Source organism: Brachybacterium sacelli (genome assembly GCF_017876545.1).
Lineage (GTDB): Bacteria > Actinomycetota > Actinomycetes > Actinomycetales > Dermabacteraceae > Brachybacterium > Brachybacterium sacelli.
The window spans coordinates 994,286-1,016,126 of record NZ_JAGIOD010000001.1; the positions used below are offsets into that span (position 1 = coordinate 994,286).

At 71.6% G+C, this 21,841-nt stretch carries 20 protein-coding genes; 12 read left to right on the top strand and 8 right to left on the bottom strand.

Going from position 1 to position 21,841, the window contains the following annotated elements:
* Window positions 1–28 precede the first annotated feature (28 nt).
* The 5 genes from JOF43_RS04445 to JOF43_RS04465 are packed head-to-tail and all read left to right on the top strand — an operon-like array spanning window position 29 to window position 7,230.
* Window positions 29–1,501, top strand: coding sequence for an ABC transporter substrate-binding protein (locus JOF43_RS04445; protein WP_245354010.1), 1,473 nt, complete (start codon window positions 29–31; stop codon window positions 1,499–1,501).
* Between the two features lie 7 nt (window positions 1,502–1,508).
* A complete protein-coding gene (locus JOF43_RS04450; RefSeq protein WP_209899671.1) occupies window positions 1,509–2,396 on the top strand; it encodes a carbohydrate ABC transporter permease in 888 nt (295 codons plus the stop codon).
* A complete protein-coding gene (locus JOF43_RS04455) occupies window positions 2,393–3,196 on the top strand; it encodes a carbohydrate ABC transporter permease (RefSeq protein WP_209899674.1) in 804 nt (267 codons plus the stop codon). The genes JOF43_RS04450 and JOF43_RS04455 overlap by 4 nt, the downstream gene beginning before the upstream one ends.
* Window positions 3,196–4,440, top strand: coding sequence for a carbohydrate kinase family protein (locus JOF43_RS04460; protein ID WP_209899677.1), 1,245 nt, complete (start codon window positions 3,196–3,198; stop codon window positions 4,438–4,440). The genes JOF43_RS04455 and JOF43_RS04460 overlap by 1 nt, the downstream gene beginning before the upstream one ends.
* Window positions 4,441–4,476: 36 nt before the next feature.
* The gene (locus tag JOF43_RS04465) at window positions 4,477–7,230 is read left to right on the top strand and encodes a sugar-binding protein (RefSeq protein ID WP_209899680.1); all 2,754 of its coding nucleotides are present in this window, start codon (window positions 4,477–4,479) and stop codon (window positions 7,228–7,230) included.
* A gap of 90 nt (window positions 7,231–7,320) precedes the next feature.
* Here the strand turns inward: JOF43_RS04465 and JOF43_RS04470 are convergent, their stop codons facing one another.
* A complete protein-coding gene (locus tag JOF43_RS04470; protein WP_209899683.1) occupies window positions 7,321–8,553 on the bottom strand; it encodes an amidohydrolase in 1,233 nt (410 codons plus the stop codon).
* A gap of 46 nt (window positions 8,554–8,599) precedes the next feature.
* Window positions 8,600–8,797: a hypothetical protein gene (locus JOF43_RS04475; RefSeq protein ID WP_209899686.1), complete on the bottom strand. Its 198-nt coding sequence runs from the start codon at window positions 8,795–8,797 to the stop codon at window positions 8,600–8,602.
* Between the two features lie 236 nt (window positions 8,798–9,033).
* On the opposite strand from JOF43_RS04475, the gene JOF43_RS04480 reads away from it, so the two are divergent.
* Window positions 9,034–9,795: a glycerophosphodiester phosphodiesterase gene (locus tag JOF43_RS04480; protein WP_209899689.1), complete on the top strand. Its 762-nt coding sequence runs from the start codon at window positions 9,034–9,036 to the stop codon at window positions 9,793–9,795.
* Window positions 9,796–9,825: 30 nt separating this feature from the next.
* On the opposite strand, the gene JOF43_RS04485 is transcribed toward JOF43_RS04480, so the two are convergent.
* The 3 genes from JOF43_RS04485 to JOF43_RS04495 form a co-directional block, all read right to left on the bottom strand.
* A complete protein-coding gene (locus JOF43_RS04485; protein WP_209899690.1) occupies window positions 9,826–10,527 on the bottom strand; it encodes a class I SAM-dependent methyltransferase in 702 nt (233 codons plus the stop codon).
* 384 nt (window positions 10,528–10,911) lie between these two features.
* Window positions 10,912–12,195, bottom strand: a complete 1,284-nt coding sequence (gene codB, locus JOF43_RS04490; RefSeq protein ID WP_209899693.1) for a cytosine permease — start codon at window positions 12,193–12,195, stop codon at window positions 10,912–10,914.
* Complete coding sequence (locus JOF43_RS04495; protein WP_209899696.1) at window positions 12,192–12,698, bottom strand: nucleoside deaminase; 507 nt, start codon at window positions 12,696–12,698, stop codon at window positions 12,192–12,194. Before JOF43_RS04495 ends, codB begins: the two co-directional genes overlap by 4 nt.
* A 279-nt stretch (window positions 12,699–12,977) precedes the next feature.
* Here JOF43_RS04495 and JOF43_RS04500 point away from each other — a divergent pair, with 279 nt between their 5' ends.
* Complete coding sequence (locus tag JOF43_RS04500) at window positions 12,978–13,985, top strand: aldo/keto reductase (RefSeq protein ID WP_377783898.1); 1,008 nt, start codon at window positions 12,978–12,980, stop codon at window positions 13,983–13,985.
* 61 nt (window positions 13,986–14,046) lie between these two features.
* Here JOF43_RS04500 and JOF43_RS04505 read toward each other — a convergent pair whose 3' ends face one another.
* Window positions 14,047–14,754: a histidine phosphatase family protein gene (locus JOF43_RS04505; RefSeq protein ID WP_209899701.1), complete on the bottom strand. Its 708-nt coding sequence runs from the start codon at window positions 14,752–14,754 to the stop codon at window positions 14,047–14,049.
* Between the two features lie 236 nt (window positions 14,755–14,990).
* Between JOF43_RS04505 and JOF43_RS04510 the strand changes: the two genes are divergently transcribed.
* The 3 genes from JOF43_RS04510 to JOF43_RS04520 all read left to right on the top strand — a co-directional run bounded on the left by JOF43_RS04510 (window position 14,991) and on the right by JOF43_RS04520 (window position 17,875).
* Window positions 14,991–15,989 carry a dihydroxyacetone kinase subunit DhaK gene (locus JOF43_RS04510; protein ID WP_209899704.1) on the top strand — a complete coding sequence of 333 codons (999 nt, stop codon included), beginning with the start codon at window positions 14,991–14,993 and terminating at the stop codon, window positions 15,987–15,989.
* Window positions 15,990–16,000: 11 nt separating this feature from the next.
* Window positions 16,001–16,711, top strand: coding sequence for a DAK2 domain-containing protein (locus JOF43_RS04515; RefSeq protein ID WP_209899707.1), 711 nt, complete (start codon window positions 16,001–16,003; stop codon window positions 16,709–16,711).
* A 297-nt stretch (window positions 16,712–17,008) separates the two neighbouring features.
* Window positions 17,009–17,875, top strand: coding sequence for a sulfite exporter TauE/SafE family protein (locus JOF43_RS04520; protein WP_209899709.1), 867 nt, complete (start codon window positions 17,009–17,011; stop codon window positions 17,873–17,875).
* A gap of 4 nt (window positions 17,876–17,879) precedes the next feature.
* Here JOF43_RS04520 and JOF43_RS04525 read toward each other — a convergent pair whose 3' ends face one another.
* A complete protein-coding gene (locus JOF43_RS04525) occupies window positions 17,880–18,836 on the bottom strand; it encodes a helix-turn-helix transcriptional regulator (protein ID WP_209899711.1) in 957 nt (318 codons plus the stop codon).
* Window positions 18,837–18,985: 149 nt separating this feature from the next.
* Between JOF43_RS04525 and JOF43_RS04530 the strand changes: the two genes are divergently transcribed.
* Entirely contained in the window at window positions 18,986–19,564 is a 579-nt protein-coding gene (locus tag JOF43_RS04530; protein ID WP_245354011.1) for a mycothiol transferase, read from the top strand.
* A 155-nt stretch (window positions 19,565–19,719) separates the two neighbouring features.
* Complete coding sequence (locus JOF43_RS04535; RefSeq protein WP_209899714.1) at window positions 19,720–20,340, top strand: DinB family protein; 621 nt, start codon at window positions 19,720–19,722, stop codon at window positions 20,338–20,340.
* A 135-nt stretch (window positions 20,341–20,475) separates the two neighbouring features.
* Here JOF43_RS04535 and JOF43_RS04540 read toward each other — a convergent pair whose 3' ends face one another.
* Complete coding sequence (locus tag JOF43_RS04540) at window positions 20,476–21,732, bottom strand: MFS transporter (RefSeq protein WP_209899717.1); 1,257 nt, start codon at window positions 21,730–21,732, stop codon at window positions 20,476–20,478.
* Between the last annotated feature and the right edge of the window lie 109 nt (window positions 21,733–21,841).

Here is a 21,841-nt window from a genome sequence, read left to right on the forward strand (position 1 = left end):
CCGTAGCACCGTTCGCGCAGCTTCGAACATGACTGTGCACAAGCCTGCATCTGCGAGCACGATGTGCCATCATGGTGCCCTGCGCCACAGCATCGCGGCTGTCGCCGCCCGCACCCAGGAGGACACCATGCGTCGTCAGTCCCGTCGACATTTCCTCGGCTCGAGCGCTGCCGTCGGGGGCGTCGGACTCCTCGCCGCCTGCGCACCCGGCTCCGACTCCGGCGCGAGCGACGGCGGCGGTTCCGGCCCGGCCGCCTCCGACGTCGAGACGGACCCCGCGGCGATGGGCGAGATCACCCTGAAGGTCTGGGACCAGGAGGTCCGCGGCGCGCAGAACGACGCGATCGAATCGCTCGTCGACGCCTTCGAGAAGGCGTACCCGAACATCACGGTCGATCGGGTCAAGCAGTCCTTCGACGACCTCCAGCAGCAGTCCGGCCTGGCGCTGTCCGGGAACGACGTGCCCGACGTGCTGCAGGTCAACAACGCCCGCGGCGACATGGGCGAGTTCGTCAAAGCCGGCCAGCTCACCGACCTGACCGGCTACGCCGAGGCCTACGGCTGGGAGGACCGCTTCCCCACGTCGGTGCTGTCCAAGGCCCGCTACTCGGCCGACGGAGTCACCTTCGGCGAAGGCCCGCTGTGGGGACTCCCGCAGACCGGCGAGGTGTGCGGCATCTACTACAGCGCGAAGAAGCTCAAGGCTCTCGGGGCGAAGCCACCGACGACCTGGGACGAGGTGTACGCGCTGGTGGAGGCCGCGCAGGAGGCCGGCGAGCTGCCGATCAAGCTCGGCAACCTCGAGCAGTGGCCCGCGCTGCACCTCTTCGGCCCGCTGCAGGCGGACTTCGTGACCGCCGAGACCATCGTCCCCCTCGCCATGGGCAACGCCGGGGCCGACTGGACCAGCGAGGAGAACCTCGCCGCCCTCACGCGGCTCGCCGACTGGGCGAGCAGCGGCGCCCTCGGCGACTCCCCCAACGGCCTCGCCTACGACACCGCCTGGGCGGAGTACACGGAGGGCTCGGGCGTGCTGCTGATCGGCGGCTCCTGGCTCGGCCCCGACATGGGGGCCGTGATGGGGGAGGACCTGCGCTTCATGGCCCCACCCGCCGGGGTCGACGGGACGATCGCCACCACCGGCGGCACCGGCCTGCCCTTCGCGATCCCGGCGAAGGCCGCGAACGCCGACGCGGCGGCCGCCTACATCGACCACCTCACCTCCGACACGGCGATGGAACTGATCGCCGAGGCCGGCGGGATGCCGGTGCTGCGCACCGCGGAGCTCGCCCCGGCCTCCGGGGTGAACAAGGACATCTACGAGGCCTTCGACGCGGTCTCGAACGACGGGGAGCTGCTGCCCTACCTCGACTACGCCACGCCGACCTTCGCCGACACCGCCGGGGCCGCGCTGCAGCAGGTCATCGGTGGCGAGAGCGAGCCGGCCGCCGCGGCCGAGGAGCTGCAGACCGACTACGGCGACTTCACTGCGGAGGGCTGAGTCGCCGATGTCGAAGAGTCCCCCCTCGGCGGTCGTGCGCTCGCGCCTGACCCCGTACCTTTTCATCCTGCCCGCCTTCCTCGTCTATGCGGCGTTCTCGCTGTACCCGCTGATCAGGGCGGCACAGTTCTCCCTGTACGACTGGGCCGGCTTCGGGCCCTCGACCTTCGTGGGGTTGGCGAACTATGCGGACCTCGCGGGGGACGAGGCGTTCCGGGCCGCCCTCGGCAACGCCCTGGTGCTGATCGCGTTCTACGCGCTGCTGCCGCTGGTGATCGGTCTCGTGCTGGCGGCCATCTTCCGTCGCGGACAGGTGCGAGGGATGGGCTTCTTCCGCTCGGTGATCTTCCTGCCGCAGGTGATCGCGCTGGTGGTGGTCGCGGTGGCATGGCGGAACATCTACGCGCCGAACGGGCCGCTGAACGAGCTGCTGCGCGCCGTCGGGCTCGACGGACTGGCCCGCGGTTGGCTGGGGGACCCGGGGGCCGCCCTGCCGGCGGTCGGGTTCATCGGCACCTGGTTGGAGATGGGGCTGGTGATGCTGCTGCTGCTGGCGGGCATGAGCCGTATCCCCGACGACCTCTTCGAGGCGGCGCGGCTGGACGGCGCCGGTCCGGTGCGCGAGTTCTTCGCGATCACCCTGCCGTCGGTGCGTGGTGAGATCGTCGTCGCCCTGGTGCTGACCATCATCGCGGCCCTGAAGACCTTCGACCTCATCTACATGACGACGTCCGGTGGGCCCGGCAACGCCACCACGGTGCCCAGCTACGAGGTGTACGACAGGGCGTTCCAGCTGCGTGAGGTCGGTTCCGCCAGCGCCGTCGCCATCGTGCTGACGGTGCTGGTGTTCGCGATCAACGTCCTGGTCACGCGGATCGGGGAGCGGTCGCGATGAGGATCTCCGCCGCCGAGCGCACGATGAACTACGTCGTGCTGGTGCTGTTCGCCCTGTTCGCCCTCGTCCCGATCCTCACCATCCTCGCCACGGCGCTCTCCCCGCAGATCGGGGAGGCCCCCGGACTGCACCTGGGCAACTTCGTGGAGGCCTGGCAGGTGGGCGGCTTCGGTCGCTCCCTGGGCAACTCCCTGATCGTCGCCGCCCTCGTGGTCACCTCCGCCGTGGTCCTCTCGGTGCTGTCCGGCTACGCCTTCGGCACCATGCGGTTCCGGGGCGCGACGGTGCTGTTCTACGTGTTCCTGCTGGGATTGATGATCCCCACCGAGGCCACCGTGATCCCGCTGTTTTTCGACCTGCGCACCCTGGGTCTGACCGACACCTACGCCGCGATCGCCCTCCCGCAGATCGCGCAGTCCGTCGCCTTCGGCACCTTCTGGCTGCGCGCCCAGTTCCGGACCCTTCCCACCAGCCTGCTGGAGGCCGCCGCGCTCGACGGCGCCGGACCGATGCGCACACTGCGCAGCGTGGTGGTGCCCGCCTCCGTCCCGGCACTGACCACCCTCGTCGTGCTGGCGTTCATGTGGACCTGGAACGAATTCCTCATCGCCCTGGTCATGGCCCCCGGCGGTTCCCTGCGCACCGCCCCGCTGGGCCTGTCCAACTTCCAAGGCCAGTACACCGCCGAGCTCGCCCTGCTCTCGGCGGGAGCGGTCATCGTCGCGCTGCCGATGGTGATCATGTTCCTGTTCCTGCAGAGGCACTTCATCCGCGGAATGCTCGAAGGAGCCGTGAAGTGATGACCGAGAACGCCCCGACCCCCGGACCTGCGACCCCCGATAGCGGCCGCCCGACGACGGACAGCGCCCCGTCGGACCCGGCCCCTCCGGAGGGCTCCACCGCCGCGTCCCGCCCCTGGCTCACCGCGAAGGAGGCGGCCGCCATCGACGCCGCCGCGGACTGGGACCCCCTGGCCGCGACCCGCCAGGAGGGGGACCCGCCGCTGGACGTGCTGCTGTCCGGGACCGTCTTCTTCGACATCGTCTTCACGGGCCTGGACCGTCTGCCCGCGCCCGGCGAGGAGCTGTGGAGCAAGGGCATGGGCTCCAGCCCCGGGGGCATCGCCAACCTCGCCGTGGCCGCGGCCCGCCTCGGACTGCGCACCGGGTTGGTGGCCGGATTCGGCGACGACGCCTATGCCGACTGGATGTGGCACACCATGGCGCACGAGGAGGGCATCGACCTGACCGCCTCCCGTCGCTTCCCCGACTTCCATTCGCCGCTGACCGCCTCCGTCGCCGCCCAGGGCGACCGGGCGATGGTCACCCACGGCCACGAGCTGCCCGAGCCGCTGTCGGTGATGATCGCCCGGGCCCCGGCCGCGCGGGCCGCCGTCGTCGACCTGGCGGGGGAGACCGGGTGGTGGGCGGACCTCGCCCGTCGCGGCTCGAAGATCTTCGCCGACATCGGCTTCGACGAGACCGGCCGCTGGGACGTGGCGGACCTCGCCCCGCTCGCGCACTGCCATGCCTTCACGCCCAATGCGGTCGAGGCCATGGGGTACACCCGCACCGAGAGCCCCGACCGGGCCGTGCGCGCGCTCGCCGAGAAGGTGCCGCTGGCCGTGGTCACCGACGGCGCCACCGGCTCCTACGCGATCGACGCGTCCACCGGTGAGGAGGCGTACTGCCCGGCCGTGCCCGTGACCGCGATCGACACCACCGGTGCCGGCGACGTGTTCGCCGCCTCGATGGTGCTGGGCACCCTCGCCGACTGGCCGCTGGACGAGCGACTGAAGTTCGCCTCACTCTGCTCCGCTCTCGCCGTCCAGCAGTTCGGCGGGTCCCTGGCAGCCCCCGGCTGGGGCGACATCACCGACTGGTGGCGGCACCTCACCGATGCGGCCGACGACGGGGACCTGCGCGCCGCGTACACCCGCGACGGCTACTGCTTCCTCGAGCACATCGTCCCCGACCGTCGGGTCCAGGGACGACGTCGCGCCCAGGGCACCTTCGCCCTGCGCTCGGACGCCGGCAAGCACTGACCGCACGGCAGCGGTCCCGCGAGAGACGAGAACCCCATGTCGCACCCCGCCCGCACCTCCTCGACCCCGTCCGCCACTCCGCTCAGCCGGCGGCGTCTGCTCCAGGGCTCGGCCGTCCTCGGCCTCGCCGCCGGAGCGACCGTCCTGGACGTCCCCGGCCTGCCGCCGATGGAGCGCGCCCTCGCCGACGGCACCGTCGACCTCGACGTCCTCTACATCGGCGCGCACCCGGATGACGAGGCCTGGACGCTCGCGGCTCTCGGGCAGTGGCACGAGTTCGAGGACCAGCGCGCCGGTGTCATCACCCTCACGCGCGGCGAGGGCGGCGGCAATGCCGTCGGACTCGAGGAGGGCCCCGCCCTCGGCCTCCTCCGGGAGACCGAGGAGCGCACCGCCGTCGGCTACGCCGGGATCGAACACGTCTTCAACCTCGACGCCGTCGACTTCTTCTACACCCTCTCGGCCCCGCTGTCCTACGAGGTGTGGGGCGGCGCCGAGGTGTTCAGCCGGGTGATCCGCATCGTGCGTGCCACCCGGCCCGACGTCATCGTCACCATGGACCCCTCTCCCGTCGAGGGGAACCACGGCAACCACCAGCAGGCGGCGATGTTCGCCGTCGAGGCCTATCAGCTGGCCGGGCGCGAGGACGTGTTCCCGGAGCATTTCGAGGAGGGCCTGCGCCCCTTCTCCCCGTCCCGGATCCTGCGCTCGGGCTCGAACGGCAGCGCGGGCACCGGACCGGACGCCGTCGCCCAGGGGTATGAGCCCGAGGTGGCCGGCGAGGTCGTCTTCGGTGCCTGGGACGGCACCGAGTCCGCGCGGCACGGGAAGCGCTGGAGCGCGGTGCTGGACGATGCGGTCCACACCTATCGCACCCAGGGCTGGCACGTGAACCCGCCCTCGCCCTCCGACCCGGCGCAGATCCCGGTCACCTGGTTCACCCTGATCGCCTCCCGCACTCCGCTGGCCGACCCCACCAGCTCCGGCACCGCGGCCCTGCGCGGTGCGACGCTGCCGATCGACGGCGGCCTGCCGCTCGGCACCACGCTCGAGGTCGCCTCCGAGCGCTTCACGGCCCTGCCGGGGGAGGACCTCGAGGTGACCGTGACCGTCGGCTCCCCGGGCAGGGCGCTTCCCGGCGTCGAGGTGGCTCTCGAGGTCCCCGAGGGCTGGGAAGTCGGCGGGATGCAGCGGATCGGCACCGTCCCCGCGAAGCAGCATCGCAGCGCGACCTTCACGGTCACTGCTCCCGAGGACGTCGCCCTCGGCGAGCACGTCCAGCTGCGAGCCCGCGCGAGCTCCCGGGGCGGCACCGGCGAGAACGTGCTGCCCCTGCGCACCGCCGGACCCGTCGAGGCAGGCCTCGCGGACCGTCCGGAGATCGCGACCTTCCTGGAGTGGACCGAGGAGCTGGGCATGCAGCGTCTGGACGCGCTGGTCCCCACCCGTCGGGCGCTGGGCTCCGGACTCGCGGAGACCGTCGAGGTGGTGGTGCGCAATCGCTCCGCCACAGCGCAGGACGCCGAAGTCACCCTCGAGCTGCCTGAGGGCTTCACGGCCGACCCGACCCACTTGTCGGTCGAGGGCGTCCCACCCGGTCAGGAGGCGGCACGCGAGGTGCGGCTGGAGAACACCGATCCCTCCCTGCCCACCGCGAACCGAGCGCCCGAGGACGGCGTCTATCCGGTGACCGTCACCGTGACCGCTGCGGGGAGCACCTCCTCGACGGCGCAGGGGCTGCACCTGGTGCCCCGGCTGGTCGCCGAGCGGTCCGCGGGCATCGAGATCGATGCCCGGCGGAGCAGCGGCGAGTACCCGGGCGACAGCATCGACGTCGGCACCCTCTGGGAGGGTGACGAAGTCACTGCCGAGGACGCCTCGGGCACCACCTGGGTCACCTACGACGAGCAGGGGCTGTCCGTGTTCGTGCAGGTCGTCGACGACACGCTCGGAGCCCTGCTGCCGCCGGAGGACAACAAGCAGCGCTTCCGCACGGACTCGATCGAGATCATGATCGACCCGCGCGGGAGCTCGGACCACACCGCCACGACCTTCATCCTCGGCGCCCTGCCCGGCACCGCTGCCGAGGACGGCACCGGAGGGCCCGTGGCCGGGCGGGATCACGACAACCATCAGGGGCCGATCGACGAGGTGGCGCCCGGCGTGAGGATCGCCGCCACCCTCTCGGACCCCTACGACGGGTACGTGCTCGAGGCGAGGATCCCGTACGCGCAACTGCCCGACGGCATCGACCCGACCCGTCTCGGGTTCAACGTCGTCGTCTACGACTCCGACACCCAGGACCGCACCGGCCAGTCCCGTATCGGCTGGTCCACCTTTCCCGGCGTCCAGGCGGATCCCTACCGATGGGGCGTGCTCGAGCTGCCCGACGCCGCTGCCGGCGAGGAAGCACCGCTCGAGCCGCAGATCCCCGACACCGCGGCGCGGTCGGTGCACTCCCCGGCCTCGATCATCCAGGCGGCAGGGGACGGCACGGGCCTCGGCGGGGCGACCGCGCTGGATGACGGCGCCCTCCGCCTGGGCACGATCTCTCGCACCTCCGACGGCGTCTCGGTGCGCCTGCGCACCGGGCAGGCCGGCACGGTGCGGGCCTACCTGTGGGACGGCACCGGGACCGTCGGTGCCCTCGACGCCGGCGAGAGCGGGACAGGCAGGCAGACGCTCGAGGTGCCGCTGACCGGGGAGATCGCCCAGGACGCCGAGCTGCACCTCGCGGTGTCGCTCGAGAACGAGGACGGGACGGCCGCTGCTGCCGCCCCGGTGGGATGAGGTAAGCCGGTACCCGACGCCGAGGGTGGCCCGCGACCCGCGCCGAGCCGACGGGGAGAATTCCTCGGGATCAGCGCGGCCGCGCGAGTGTCAGCCCATCCGGTCCGTCGAGAGGTGGGCGAGCACGGCAGCCGTGGCCGCCTCGGTGCCGACGCGCAGCGTGGGCTGCAGATCCGGTGACCAGAGCGGGCTGTGGTTCGGGTACGCCTCGCGACCCTCGGCGTAGCCGCCGACGCCCCAGTAGCAGTACGGCGCCGCGAACGCATCCGGCACGATCGAGAAGTCCTCCGAGGCCGTCACCGGTGCCATGACCTCGACCCGCTCCGGACCGAACTGCGCCAGGAACCCCTCGCGGACCACCTCGGCCGCCGACTCGTCGTTCGCGGTCAGCGGGTAGCGGTCGTACACCGCGATCTCCGGCTCGCGCGGTGACCTGGCCGTCTCGCACTCGGCGCGCACCACCCGCTCCGCCCCCGCGATGAGCCGGCCGAGGATGTCCTCGTCGTACGCGCGGAAGTTCACCAGCATCGTCGCACTGCCGGGGATGATGTTCGCGCTCGATCCTGCCTGCAGGGAGCCGACGGTGACCACCCCGAAATCCGCCGGGGAGAGCTCGCGGGCGACCAGGGTCTGCAGGCGGGTCACGATCGCGGCGGCCAGCACCACCGGATCCACACCGAGGTGGGGCATCGACCCGTGGGAGCCGGCGCCGTGGACCACGATCCGGGCCGAGGCCGCGGTGCTCATCACCGGACCCGACGCGACCGCCACCTTCCCGGCGACGGGGTCGGTGAGCACGTGCTGGCCCAAGCACACGTCGGGAGCGGGGACCGCGTCGACCAGACCGGCCTCCACCATCGAGCGCGCACCGGCCGCCTTCTCCTCGCCGGGCTGGAACAGTGCGAGATAGGTCCCGGACCAGTCCTGGCGGTGATCGGCCAGCAGCTTCGCGGCGCCCAGACCCGCGGTGAGGTGGAAATCGTGGCCGCAGGCGTGCATCGTGGGCTGCTCAACATCCTCGCCGTCGGCCTGGGTCGCGGTCGAGGCGTAGTCCAGCCCGGAGTCCTCCCGCACCGGCAGACCGTCGATGTCGGCGCGGAACAGGACGGTGCGGCCCTCGCCGTTCGCGAGCACGCCGACCACGCCGCCGCCGAGCTCATGGACCTCGTAGCCGTAGCCCGCGAGCTGCCCGGCGATCACGCCGCGCGTGCGCTCCTCGCGCATCGACAGCTCCGGGTGACGATGGAAGTCCTTCAGCAGGGACTCCTGCCACGCCGTCTGCTCCTGAAGTGCGGCGCTCATCGATGCGCTCAACACGGTCATCCGATGTCCTTTCCGATGGAGGAGGTCTGCCCGGCGCGAGGGGACGTCACCGTCCGTCGTCGTCGTAGTCCTCGTCGTGGTCGCCGTCCTCATCATCGCTCTCGTCATCGTCCCGACGTGACGCGGGGCCGAAGAACGCAAGCTTTACCAGGGCCGCTCCCACCACCAGCAGCACGAGGACGACGATGCCCATGCCCACCAGCATGATCAGCTCCCACCCGCCCAGACCGAAGAACGTATTCACTGCCCCACCCACTTCCCACCCCGGCGCACCGGTCGACGGTCGGCGCCCGCGCGGCAGCCGTTCCGAGCTCGCGCGCTGGACGCTCTGGTAGGTCCCAACCTACCGCCGGGCGTGATTGCCCGGGAGCTCGCAGCGCGGTTCGAGCACGGACGGCACGGTCGTGGTGAGAGGCTGGGACCCGTCACCGCGGACGGCCCGCGGCCCACCATCCGACAGAGACGACGGAGACCAGCATCATGACCACCAGCGATCCCACCCGCCCCGGGGAAGATTTCACCATCGTCGGCCACCGGGGCGCGATGGCGACCGTCCTCGAGAACACGATCGCCTCCTTCGAAGAGGCCGAGCGCGTGGGCTGCCAGGAGATCGAGCTCGACATCCGGCCCAGCACCGACGGCCGCCTCGTGCTCACCCACGACCGCAGCCTCGACCGGATGGTGGCGGAGGAGGACCGTGGGCTCGACCCCGTCGACTCCCTGGACTGGGCGGCCCTCCAGCGGATCGTGCTGCGCGACGGGCACCGGGTGGCCACGCTCGAGGAGGCCATCGAGGCCACCAGCGTCTTCCTGCAGGTCGAGATCAAGGACCCGGCGGTGGTGCCGCTGCTGGCCGAACGGGTCGACCAACTGCCCGCGCTGACCGAGCGCGCACGCCTGACCAGCTTCGACGCGGGGGCGTTGGTGCATGCGCGCGAACTGATGCCGCAGATCCCCCGCGGATTCATCGTGCACGGGCTCCCGCTGCCCGAGGACAGCCCCGAGGGAGTGGAGGATCTGCTCGAGCGCACCGGTGCGAGCGTCCTGTACTGCGGGTGGCCGGGGCTGAGCGCCGAGGTGGTCGCCGAGCAGCACGCCGCGGGCCGCCTGGTGCACGGCTGGCCCACCCGCAGCGAGGAGAACCTCCGCCGCGCCCTCGAGATCGGACTGGACGGCACCACGGCCGACGACCCCGAGGCCGCGTTCGCCTGGTACGAGCAGGCCCGCGCCGAGGCCGGCTGAGGCGGGCCTCGCACCGCCGGCGGCGGGGCCTCACCTCCGGCGCAGCACCACGACGGCATCCAGATGCTCGCCAGGGGCGCCGTCGGGACCGTCGGCGGGTCGCGGACGCTCCTCGGCGACCTCCACCGCCCACTCCGCAGCGGGCCGTGCAAGTTCCTCCGCCTCCGCGCGCACGTCGATCATGTGCGCGGGGTGGTGATCGGCCCAGGAGGGCGGGGCTGCATGGGAGATCGTCACCAGATGGCCACCGGGCCGCAGACCGGCGGCCGCACGGCGCAGAATCGCCATGCGGTCCAGCGCCACCTCGGACTGGAAGAACGACGCGGTGACCAGGTCTGCTGAACCCGGTTCCGGCTGCCAGGTGCTCAGGTCCGTCGCGGTGAAGGAGGCGTTGTTCAGGCCGCGCGCGGAGGCTTCGGCCCGGGCGCGATCGACGGCGGTTTCCGAGATGTCCAGGCCGTGGGCCTGCCATCCCTGCTCGGCCAGCCACAGCACATCCGCGCCCTCCCCGCACCCGAGGTCGATCGACGTGCCCGGGGGAAAGCTGCCGGCTACGTCCGCGAGCGTCGTGTTGACCCGTCCGGACCAGATGCGCTCCTGGCCGGCGTAGCGCTGTTCCCAGTGGTCGGCGGGGGAGAGGGATGGATCGGGCGCGATGTGGTCGTGCGTGGCGGTGTGCTCGACGGAGGCACCGTGCTGGTGCGCGACGGAGTGCTGGGGGTGTCCGGTCATGAGGGAAAGCCTGGCAGGCCGTCCGACGCCGCGACAGCAGATTTGCGTACGAAGCCGTCCCGACGCACCCCGCGTTGCGCCTCGCGCCGCTCCGGTAGAGTGACGTCACTTCCAGCGGTTCTGCCCGGTCACCGCTGACCGGGGATCAGCGCGGGTGGGGGAGCGAGACTGCGGCCTTCCTCGTTCGCCTCAAACGCGCTGTGCTGGACGGACGCGATCCAAGCTGGCCAGTCGGTGCCGAACCTGCCCGGGCCTGACACGCAGGGTGTTGTAGACCCTCGCGACGTGGCCGAAGTGTCTGACCATCGCAGTGTTGCCGCCGGCGATCGCGGCGACCAGCGGGGAGAGCGTGAGGTTCAGTGGATAGTTCCTGACCCGTCCGCCTCAGCTCCTCGCGCTCCGTATCTCGAACACCCACGCCAGCACCAGCGCCACCACGATGCCGTTCAGCGGCGCGATCCCGATCCCGAATTCGTTCGAGACCCAGGCGCTGAGCGACCCGAGCACGTACGGCACGATCGCCTGCCACCGCACCTTCTCCGTCAGAGTCTCAAGTGCGGGTTGCCCACGCCGCCAGCGGGCGATCCAGTCGCCGATCAGCACTCCGCCCAGCGGCGGGATGAGCACGCCCAGCAAGCTCAGGTAACCCACGATGTGGCTCTCCACGCCGGTGAGCGCGAGCACGGTGCCGATAGCGACGCCGCCCATGATGAAGGGGCCCTTGCGGGTGGAGCTGGCGATTTCAGCGCCGGCGACCCCGAAGGCGTAGGCGGCGTCGGCGTTGGACTTCCAGAGGTTCCCGAACAGGAAGAACAGGCCCCAGCCGATCATCCCCATGCCCAGCAGCAACGACGTGAAGTCGCCCTCGCCGAACGCGAGGGCGGAGACGGCGCCGAAGAACACCATGAGCCCGTTGCCGATCACGAAGCCCATGGCGCAGGCGATCACGGCGTCGCGGCCGCGTCGAGCGAAGCGGGTCCAGTTCGCGGCCTGTGTCCCGGCGGAGGCGAAGGTGCCCACCACCGTGGTAACCGCTGCGGCCCAGCTCATCGTGGTGGTCGGGGCGATGTCGAACAGCCCACTCACCCCACCCACCTCGGCGAGGGCTTTGCCCGTGATCCAGAAGGCGAGGATGAGGATCAGGGGCGTGGAGATGAGGGAGACCCAGTACATGCCTTCGTAGCCGTACAGGGCCGTGAGCATCATGAGGATCGAGACGGCGATCATCACGAGCGCCGGAGCCCACGTGCTCTCCCACCCGAAGGCGAGGGCGGTCATCTGGCCGATCGAGCCGACGGCCACCCCGTACCAGCCAATTTGCGTGCCGCCCAACAGCAGCGAGACGACCTTCGACCCGGCGGTGCCGAAGGTGTACCGGGACATGACCACGGTGGTCAGGCCGGTGCGGGCGCCGAGGAAGCCGATTGCGGCGACATAGGCGCCGAGCACCACGGATCCCACCGCGAGCACTGCCAGGAACTCGGAGAATCGGAACGCTGCGCCGATGCTCGCACCGGCCATGAGCGTCGGCGCAAAGACGGTGAAGCCTATGAGGACCACGCTGATCGACACCACGCCGCGGCGTGCGGAGCGGGGGACCGGCGTGACCGGGTAGTCGGGGTCGACGGGCGGCTCGTCCGCGCCATCGCGCACGTCGGCGGCGGTCACCGCTGTTGGCTCTTGGCCTGGCCGCCCAGCTCCGCGGCCTCCACACCGATGTCCTCGCTCCAGATCTCGGGTCGCTCGGCGATCATCCGCTCCATCAGGGCGATGCACTCCGGATCGTCCAGCACGTCGACCGTGACGCCGCGCTCGCGCAGCAGAGACTCGGCCATCTCGAAGGTGCGGTTCTCGCCCACCACGATCCGCGGGATCTCGTAGAGCAGCGCGGTGCCGGAGCACATGATGCACGGCGACAGGGTCGTGTAGAGCACGGACTCGCGGTACACGCTTGCACGCAGCCGGCCAGCCTTCTCGATTGTGTCGGTCTCCCCGTGGAAGATCGCGGAGTCCTTCTGCACGCGCTGGTTGTGTCCGGCGGCGAGCACCTCCCCGTCGTGGACCAGCACCGCTCCGATCGGTACGCCGCCCTCGTCCCAGCTCTTGCGGGCCTGCTCGATGGCGAGGGAAAGGAACCGGCGGTCATCGTCAGCGGTGGGGGTCCAGGTCATGAGGTGCGTGCTCCTGCGGTCGACGGGACGGTCGCCCGGCATCGTAGAACTGATGGAGGCCCCGCTGCGCCCCCGGGCACGGTGGCGAGACCGCACCGATACCTGTCCGAATCCTCGCCGTGAGCCGCTGAGGGATGACGATGGAGCCGGCGACCTCGATCGCCGCTGGAGTGTCCCCAGGTGCTGTCGCGGGCACTGCCCGACCCGGTTCTGGGACACTGGCCCTGTATACCGCCCGCCGCTGGGCGGCCAGCCGAGAACGCGAGGTCGATGATGTCCATCCAGCACCGCACACCCTCCCGCCTGGGCCGCCCGCTGTCCGTGATCGGGCAGGGCTGCTGGCAGATCGGCGCCGACTGGGGTGAGGTCTCCGATGATTCCGCGAACGCGGTGCTGGACGCCGCCCTCGACGCGGGCGTGAACTTCTTCGACACCGCCGACGTCTACGGTGACGGCCGCAGCGAACGTCTGGTGGGAGCGATGCGTGAGCGTGCCGGATCGTTGTCGGCCCCTCTGTTCCTGGCCACCAAGGCCTCTCGCCGGGCGGACCCTTTCGCCCCGGAGTCCTTCACCGAGAAGAACCTGCGCAGCTGGGTGGAGCGCTCGCGCCAGAACCTCGCCTCCGACACCCTCGACCTCGTCCAGCTCCACTGCCCGCCGCCCGCGGTCTATCGCGACGACCGGGTGTTCGATGTGCTCGACACCCTGGTCGACGAGCAGAAAATCGCCGCCTGGGGCGTGAGCGTGGAGACCTGCGAGGAGGCTCTGATCAGCCTCGAGCGCGAGCACCTCGCCTCGCTCCAGATCATCCTGAACCCCTTCCGGCTCAAGCCGCTCGAGGCCGTCGTGCCGCAGGCCTGTGAGAAGGGCGTGGCAGTGATCGCCCGCGTCCCGCTCGCCTCCGGTCTGCTCACCGGGAAGTTCTCACCGCAGACCACCTTCGCCGCGGACGATCACCGCACCTTCAACCGCCGCGGCGAAGCCTTCGACCAGGGCGAGACGTTCTCCGGCGTCGAGTACGGGACGGGTCTCGAGGCGGTTGCCCGTCTCGAGCACGCCCTACGGTGGGAGATGCCGCTGCCGGAGGCATCGCTGCGCTGGATCCTCGCCCAGGACGGAGTGACCGCGGCGATCCCCGGAGCCAGCAGCGGCGAACAGGCCCGGCGCAATGCGGCCGCGGGCAGCGCGCCGACCGACGCGCAGCAGGAGATCCTCGCCCGCTTCGACGAGGCCGTGCGCGAGACCTACGACGAGCTGCTGCGGGAGTCGATCCACTCGCGCTGGTGAGGGGCGGGGGTCGTCGGGTCCCGCGATCCTTGCGCTTCCCCGATCGCTGCGTGTGAGCAGGTCACTCCGAGGTCGAGGTGTAGTCCTGGGTCTCCGTCCCCACCGCGTCGGTGGTGTCGTCGGCAGTGACGTCGTGGCTGGTGTCGCCCCTTAGCTGCGCGCCGCCGACCGGGTCGTTGATCCAAGTGCTCAGTTCCCAGCCGCGGTCGGGATGCCCGGTCAGCACCACCATGCCCGTGTTGTACAGCGGCTGGTCATCGAGGGTCTCCAGGGGGAGACCGGCGGCGATCGTGGCGTAGATGCGGATCGCGGCGCCGTGGCTGACCACGGCGACCGTGGCGTCCTCCGGGTGCTCCGCGGCGATCGCGCGCAGCGCCGACGAGTAGCGGCCGAAGAAGGTGTGCCCGTCCTCGCCGCTCGGGATCGCATGGTCGAAGTCGCTGTCACCCCAGCGCACGAGGTTCTCCTGGTAGGCGGCGACCGATTCGTGAGCGCGGCCCATCTCGTGGTCCCCGGCTGAGATCTCTTCGAGACCCTCGGTGACCTGGGCGGTGAGCCCCCGCTCGGCCGCCAGGGGAGCGGCGGTCTGCTGGGTGCGCACGAGCGCGGAGACGTGCAGCGCGGCGATCCGCTCGGCGGCCAGCACCTCGGGCACCGCCCGGGCCTGCTCCCTGCCCAGCTCGGTCAGCCCTGCGCCCGGCCGCGCGGTGTCCAGCGCACCGAGGACGTTGTTCGGGGTCTGGCCGTGACGGATCAGGAGGAGTCGCATGGCCAGGACCATAGGCCATGAGGATCGGCACGCGCCGGGAACCGGCCGCGACGGGGGAGTCACTCGCCGGGAACCGGCCCGACGCCGACCTCGCCGGGAGCCGGTGGCCGCAGGTACCGTCCCGCCGGGAGCAGGCCCCCCAGATATCGCGCGGGCCGCGGCGCCGAAGGTCCCGCAGACCGGGTGCCCCGCGCGGCGTAGCCTGGGCGCACCTCACCTCCGCGGAAGGAGCGCCCATGCGTCGCAGCATCCTCAACGATCCGGACGAGCTGATCCCGCAGGCCCTCGAGGGCCTCGCCCTCACCCACCCGACGATGCTCGCGCTGAACGCCGAGCACCGCTTCCTCACTCGCGCCGAGCCCGCCCGGGACAAGGTCGGCCTGGTCTCGGGCGGCGGTTCCGGCCACGAGCCGCTGCACGCCGGGTTCGTCGGCCCCGGGATGCTCGATGTCGCGGTCGCCGGCGCCGTCTTCGCCAGCCCGACGGCCCTGCAGGTCCTCGAGGCCACCAAGGCCGCCGATTCCGGGCGCGGCGTCGTCCAGATCGTCAAGAACTACACCGGGGACGTGCTGAACTTCCGGATCGCCGGTGAGATCACCGGGGATGACGCCCTCGACACCGAGATCGTGCTGGTCGACGACGATCTCGCCACTGACACCGGCGACGAGGACGGACCCGGTCGCCGCGGCACCGCCGCCACCGTCATCGTCGAGAAGGTGTGCGGGGCGGCCGCCGAGGAGGGCGCGAGCCTGGCCGAGGTCGCCGCGATCGGCCGCCGCGCGGCCGCGTCGGCCCGCACCATGAGCCTCGCGCTCTCTGCCGGCACCCACCCCGGCGACGAGCAGCCTCAGTTCACCCTCGGCGACGACGAGGTCGAGCTCGGCGTCGGCATCCACGGGGAGCGGGCCGCGCAGCGCGTGCCCTTCACCGATGCCGACGGTCTCACGGACCTGCTGGTCGACCCGCTGCTGGACGAGCTCGAGCTGGGGCGCGGACAGGAGGTCGTCGCGATCGTCAACGGCCTGGGCTCCACCTACCCGCTCGAGCTGAATCTCGTCGCCCGCGCCCTGCACCATCGGCTCGACGGCGCCGGCCTCACGATCAGCCGTTCGCTCGTCGGCCCCTACGTCACCAGCCTCGACATGCACGGCGTCTCGATCACGCTGATGCCGCTGGACGACGAGCTGCGCCGTCTCTGGGACGCACCCGTCCGCACCCCGGCCCTGACCTGGTAAGGAGCCCTGCCATGACCACCACCAGCACCCTGCCCGACGACTTCGGTCGCGCCTTTGTCACCCGCGTGCGCGAGGCGCTGAGCGGATCCGCCGACGCCCTCGGCGACCTCGACCGTCGCGCCGGTGACGGCGACTTCGGCACCAACATCCGCACCGCCATGACGCTGCTGAAGAAGAACGTCGAGGACGACGACCCCGACGGCTACCGCGAGTGGCTCACCGCGCTGTACATGGCCTGGCTGGGCGTCGGCGGCACCAGCGGCCCCCTGTTCGGCATGTTCTTCCGCGACCTCGCCAAGGCTGCCGATGCGCAGTCCCCGGGAACCGGGGGCGGCGACCCGGCCTCGGAACAGGGTGGCCCCACTCCTGCGCAGTTCGGCGACGCCCTGGCTGCCGGGCAGGCCACCGTGCAGAAGTACGGGGAGGCGAAGGTCGGCGACAAGACCATGGTCGACGCCCTCGACCCGGCCGTGGCCGCGCTGCGCGAGGCGCTCGAGGCGGGGAAGGATGCAGCCGCCGCGTTCGGTGCCGCCGAGCAGGCCGCCGTCGACGCCGCAAGATCCACCGCCGAGACCACCGCCCGCCGGGGACGGGCCAGCTACGTCGGCGAGGCCTCGGAGGGAGTCATCGATCCCGGTGCCGCCGCGATGGCACTGGTCATCGGCGCTTCCCGGGCCGCGGCAGAGGGGACGGAGACGGTCGAGACCTCCTGGATCGCCTGAGGCGGCGCTCGCCCCGGTCCGGCCTGGCCGCGTCTCGACCTCTCGGCCCCGGCCTGCCCCTCGGCCCCGGCCTGATCTCACGGCTCCGGCCAGCTCCCTCAACCGAGATCGACATGGGGACCACTTTGTGGCCGGGAACGTGGTCCCCATGTCGATCTCGATGTGGGGCCCGCGTCCGGGCCCGCGTCCGGAGCCGAACCCGCCTCCGTTGCCGCGCAGCGGGTGAGCGTGCGAGTGGCGACCTGACGCACGGACCGGGCCGCGGGCCGGTGAGCGGCGCTGGTAGTTTCGTCTGCCGTGCCCGACCTCGCCTCCCAGATCCCCGCCCTCGCCACGGCCACCTGGCTGCTGGTGGCGGTGGGTGCCTTCGTCGTCGGCCTGTCGAAGACGGCGATGCCCGGGGGAGGAACCATCGCCGTCGGACTGTTCGCCCTGGCCCTGCCCGCCAAGGAGTCCACCGCCGCACTGCTGCTCCTGCTCATGGTGGGCGATGCGACCGCGCTGTGGGTCTACCGGCGCGAACCCGACGTGCGCACCCTGGTGCGGCTGATCCCCAGCGTGCTGATCGGCGTCGTGCTCGGCACGATCTTCTTCGCGACCGTCGGCGGCGAGACCGTGCGCACCACCATCGGCGTGATCCTGCTGGCCCTGATCGCCGTGACCGTCTGGCGTCGTCGGGCCGCCCGGATCAAGGCCCTGGCGCCTGAGGCCGCGCAGCCGTCGGCGGGCGAAACGGGCACGGGAGCAGCCGCGACCAGTTCGGCCGAGGACCACCCGGCGAGGACACAACCGCCGCCCTCCCGACTCTCCACCGCGCTCAGCCGTGCTGCGTACGGGGCGCTGGGAGGCTTCACCACGATGGTCGCCAACGCGGGCGGGCCGGTGATGTCGATGTACTTCTACGCGATGCGGATGCCGGTGCTGACGTTCCTGGGGACCTCCGCCTGGTTCTTCGCGATCGTCAACGTGCTCAAACTGCCGTTCTCCGCGGGCCTCGGTCTGATCACGCGGGACACGCTGGTCATGGACGTGATGCTGGTGCCGATCGTCCTGATCGGCGCCTTCTGCGGTGCGAAGATCGCCCGACGGATCCCGCAGCGGGTGTTCGAGACCGCGGTGCTGGTGCTCACCGTCGGCTCCGCCCTCGCCCTGCTGCTGATCTGAGCACTCAGGATCCGGCGAGGGTCGCCCGGGCGGCCTGCTCGCCGATCCGCGCGAAGACGTCCATCAGCTCCGGAGGATCGAGCACCTCGACGGCCGCTCCCAGCGCGAGCAGATGCATCGCGATCCAATCCAGGTCGTCGGCGCCGGCGCTTAGGAGGCAGGTCTCCTCGCTCTCTGGCGTGACGGTCGCCGTCCGTGGCGGGACCCGGTGGGCGATCTCCTCGTAGGGCGCGTGCAGGCGCACCGTCGCCTTCTGCGGGTAGGCGCCGTGGGTGATGGAGGCGCGCACGGTGGCCTCGATGTCCGGGGTCGGGCGCGGGGTGATGCGGAAAGTGCTCGGATGCACCGCGTGCATCCGGTCCAGCCGGAAGGTGCGCCAGTCCTCGCGGTCGAGGTCCCAGGCGAACAGGTACCAGTGCCCGTCGATCGAGACCACCCGGCGGGGTTCGAGACGGCGTTCGAAGCGTTCGCCGTCACCGCGCTCGTAGTCCACCCGCACCCGCAGGGCGTCGCGCACGGCTGTGGCCAGGGCGAGCAGGACCTCCGACCGGGCGGCGGGCACGGGACGGGCGACCACTCCCATCGCGTCGGCCACCGCGGTGACCTCCGAGCGGACCTCCGGCGGCAGGACCCGGTCCAGGGCGGCGAGCGCGCGCAGGGCGTCGGCGTCGAGCCCCTCGAGACCGGAGGTGGCGGTCAGGCGCAGGCCGACGGCGACCGCGACGGCCTCGCGCGCGCCGAGCAGCAGCGGCGGCAGCTCCCTGCCCGCGCCGAGCTGGTAGCCGCCGCCGTGGCCGGCCGACGTCAGCACCGGGTACCCCATCTCGCGCAGCCGGTCGACGTCGCGCCGCACCGTCCGCACCGTCACGGCCAGCTCGGCGGCCAGCTCCGGGCCTGTCCAGACGGTGCGCGACTGCAGCAGCGCGAGCAATCGCAGGGCTCTCGTGGTCACGTCGCTCATGGGTGACAGTCTGTCCCACTTTGAGGACAGAATCTGTCCGCCTGGCTCGGAAGAGTGTGATCCGACAGCACGGACGACGGCCGACCGGCCCGGTCCCTCAGCGGCTGCACGGAGGATGCTCGCCGTGCACGCACCGATCGAAGGAGAGCATGATGCCGTTCCTGACCGCACAGACCACCGATGAGCTCGACAGCCTCGCGACCTTCGCCGGCCAGCAGCTCGACCAGATCGCGACCACCCTCCATGGGCTGAGCCCCGAGCAGATCCGTCAGGTCCCGACCGCCTCGGCGATGAGCCTCGGCGCGCTCGCGCGTCACGCCATCCTCATCACGGAGGGTGCGGTGGCGCATATCGCCGCCGCGCCGGAGGAGGGCAGCGAGCCCGAGCGCACGCCGGCCCAGTACGAGGCCGAGGGCACCATCTCCCCCGAGGCCGTGCGGGAGGAGGACACTGCGGAGTCGCTCATCGCCGAGCTCCACCAGGCCGGGGAGCGACTCGGCGCGGTCCTCCGCGCTGCGGATCCGGAGACGGAGGGGCCGTACCCCGACCAGCCCTGGTTCGAGGGGCGGCAGCTGTGGAGCGTGCGCTGGTACGCCCTCCACCAGATCGAGGAGAACGCCCGACACGCCGGGCATGCCGACATCCTGCGCGAGAGCATCGACGGCAAGGGTGCCTATGAGCTCAACGCCCTGGCCGACGGACAGGAGTGGCCGCCCGCGGGGTGGTGACCCACCGGCGAGACCGGACCCGGCTCGATCCGACTCCATCCTGATCGACCACGAGTGATCCCTGTCGATCCGGTCCGTCTTCCCCGATGACATCCGGGCGCGGAGATCGCGCCACAGGAAGAACCCGCACGCTCACGAGAACCAGGAGTTACGCCATGACCAGCAGCGACACCCCCACCACGCCCGACCTCGCCCCGGGAAAGGATGGTGACCTGCCCACCGTGCTCCTCGACCAGATCGAGTACCACGTCCGTGAGCACCTCCGGCCGCGCCTGGAGGGGCTGAGCGACGAGGAGTACTTCTACGACCCGACCCCGGACGGCTCCGCCTGGACCGTCCACCCGCGCGTGTCCGAGGGGCAGGCCCCGCCCACCGCGATCCAGGGCGGCGCCGGGGACGTGGTCATCGACTTCGAGTTCCCCGAGCCCGACCCGACCCCGCTGACCACCATCGCGTGGCGGCTGGGGCACATCATCGTCGGGGTCCTCGGCGCGAGGAGCCACTCGCATTTCGGTGGCCCGCCCGCGGACTACATGACCTGGAGCTACGCCGCCACCGCGGCGGAGGCCCTGGAGCAGTTCGACGCGGAGTACGAGCGGTGGATCGCCGGGGTGCGCTCCTGGAACGAGGAGGACCTGCAGGTTGCCGTCGGCGAGGCGGAGGGACCGTGGGCCGAGTACTCCCGCGCCACCCTCGTCGCTCACATCCACCGCGAGCTCATCCATCACCTCGCCGAGATCGCACTGCTGCGGGACCTGTGGGCGCATCGGGCGTGAAACGCCCGACGGCATCCCCGCAAGCACCGAGCTCGGACGTGCGGGGATGCCGTCGGTCAGCCAGGTCGCCCCGGAGGTCGTACTCCGTGGGCGCCGGTGAGGCCCCTGAAGGAAACGACCGCCAGGCCCCCGCGGTCACGCCGGGCGCGCCCCCGCTCCCGTCCGCGACCACCGCGCCACCAGCAGATGCAGCGGGAGCGTGAGGGCGAGGACCGCCGCCGTGATCAGCGGGAGGTGGCCCGGGGTGAGGCCTGTCGCCAGGGCGAGCCCGCCGACGCCGCCGCCGAGAGCGCTGCCCAGCGAGATCGCGCTCGCGTTCAGGGCCATGACCACGGCGACCGACGCCGGAGCCATCCCTGCCAGTCGGGCCTGCTGCGGGACCGCGTGGCCGCCGTTGCCGATGCCCGCCAGCAGGAACCAGACCACGCTCAGCACCGCCACCGCCATCGGGGCTGCGAGCGAGAGTGCGAGTGCTCCGAAGAGCGCATCGACCAGCAGGGCCGTGAGGATCACGGTGAGCACGCGCACGGGGGAGTAGCGGTCCACCAGCCGCCCCGTGACGGCGTTGCCGAGCATGCTCGCCAGCCCGTAGCCGCACATGATCACGATCATCATCCAGCCGGCTCGATGCGTGGGCTGCAGGATCAGCACGGCATAGGTGAAGCAGGTGTAGCTCGCGCACAGCACTCCGGTGGAGACCAGCAGACCTGCCACCAGGCGGGGCTGGGCCAGCGGGCGCAGGCGAGCACCGAGGGAGGAGGAGGGATAGCGCAGCGGCGGCAGGCGCAGACCGATCCCCAGCAGGGCGATCGCGCCGACGACGGAGACGAGCACCAGGGGCAGGCGCCAGCTGGACTGGCCCAGGATCAGCCCGACGGGGACCCCGAGCGCGGTGGCGGTCATCCACCCGCCGAGGACGAACGACAGCGCCCGCCCGCGGTGGCGCTCGGGGACCAGGTGGACCACGTACCCCGTCACCGCCGCCCCAAGGAGGCAGGCACCGAGCGCCGCGAGCACTCGCCCGCCCAGGGCCAGTGAGTAGCTCGGGGCGATCGCGGTGAGCAGGTTGCCGAGGACGAAGGTCGTCAGCGCGACCATGATGGTGCGGCGCTGCTCCCACCCGCTGGTGGTCGCCCCGAGCACCGGACCGGCGACGGCCGAGGTGAGGGCGAAGGCCGAGACCAGCTGCCCGGCCAGGGCCGCGGTGACCTCGAGATCCGAGGCGATGTCCGGCAGCAGACCGGCCAGGACGTATCCGTCGATGCCGGTGGTGAAGGTCGCGACCGCGAGCCAGATCAGGGTGCGGTACGGGACCCCGGGCGGCGATGCCGGAACGGGCGCCCCGCGCTGAGCGTCGCCGGGCGCGCCACCGGGTGGGTCAGAGGGGGTCACGAGGCGAGGGCCTCTCTCTCGGTGGGCGCCGAGGAATCGACGTGGGAGCCCCAGAGAAGGGGCCCCAGGACCGATGATGCGCGAAACATCGGTCCTGGGGCCGCATCAT

Coding starts and splice junctions, on each gene's coding strand:
- JOF43_RS04445 (WP_245354010.1), top strand. CDS start 29: ATGACTGTGCACAAGCCTGCATCTGCGAGCACGATGTGCCATCATGGT.
- JOF43_RS04510 (WP_209899704.1), top strand. CDS start 14,991: ATGCGTCGCAGCATCCTCAACGATCCGGACGAGCTGATCCCGCAGGCC.
- JOF43_RS04515 (WP_209899707.1), top strand. CDS start 16,001: ATGACCACCACCAGCACCCTGCCCGACGACTTCGGTCGCGCCTTTGTC.
- JOF43_RS04505 (WP_209899701.1), bottom strand. CDS start 14,754: ATGCGACTCCTCCTGATCCGTCACGGCCAGACCCCGAACAACGTCCTC.
- JOF43_RS04495 (WP_209899696.1), bottom strand. CDS start 12,698: ATGACCTGGACCCCCACCGCTGACGATGACCGCCGGTTCCTTTCCCTC.
- JOF43_RS04525 (WP_209899711.1), bottom strand. CDS start 18,836: ATGAGCGACGTGACCACGAGAGCCCTGCGATTGCTCGCGCTGCTGCAG.
- JOF43_RS04450 (WP_209899671.1), top strand. CDS start 1,509: ATGTCGAAGAGTCCCCCCTCGGCGGTCGTGCGCTCGCGCCTGACCCCG.
- JOF43_RS04470 (WP_209899683.1), bottom strand. CDS start 8,553: ATGACCGTGTTGAGCGCATCGATGAGCGCCGCACTTCAGGAGCAGACG.
- JOF43_RS04455 (WP_209899674.1), top strand. CDS start 2,393: ATGAGGATCTCCGCCGCCGAGCGCACGATGAACTACGTCGTGCTGGTG.
- JOF43_RS04460 (WP_209899677.1), top strand. CDS start 3,196: ATGACCGAGAACGCCCCGACCCCCGGACCTGCGACCCCCGATAGCGGC.
- JOF43_RS04530 (WP_245354011.1), top strand. CDS start 18,986: ATGATGCCGTTCCTGACCGCACAGACCACCGATGAGCTCGACAGCCTC.
- JOF43_RS04535 (WP_209899714.1), top strand. CDS start 19,720: ATGACCAGCAGCGACACCCCCACCACGCCCGACCTCGCCCCGGGAAAG.
- JOF43_RS04485 (WP_209899690.1), bottom strand. CDS start 10,527: ATGACCGGACACCCCCAGCACTCCGTCGCGCACCAGCACGGTGCCTCC.
- JOF43_RS04465 (WP_209899680.1), top strand. CDS start 4,477: ATGTCGCACCCCGCCCGCACCTCCTCGACCCCGTCCGCCACTCCGCTC.
- JOF43_RS04480 (WP_209899689.1), top strand. CDS start 9,034: ATGACCACCAGCGATCCCACCCGCCCCGGGGAAGATTTCACCATCGTC.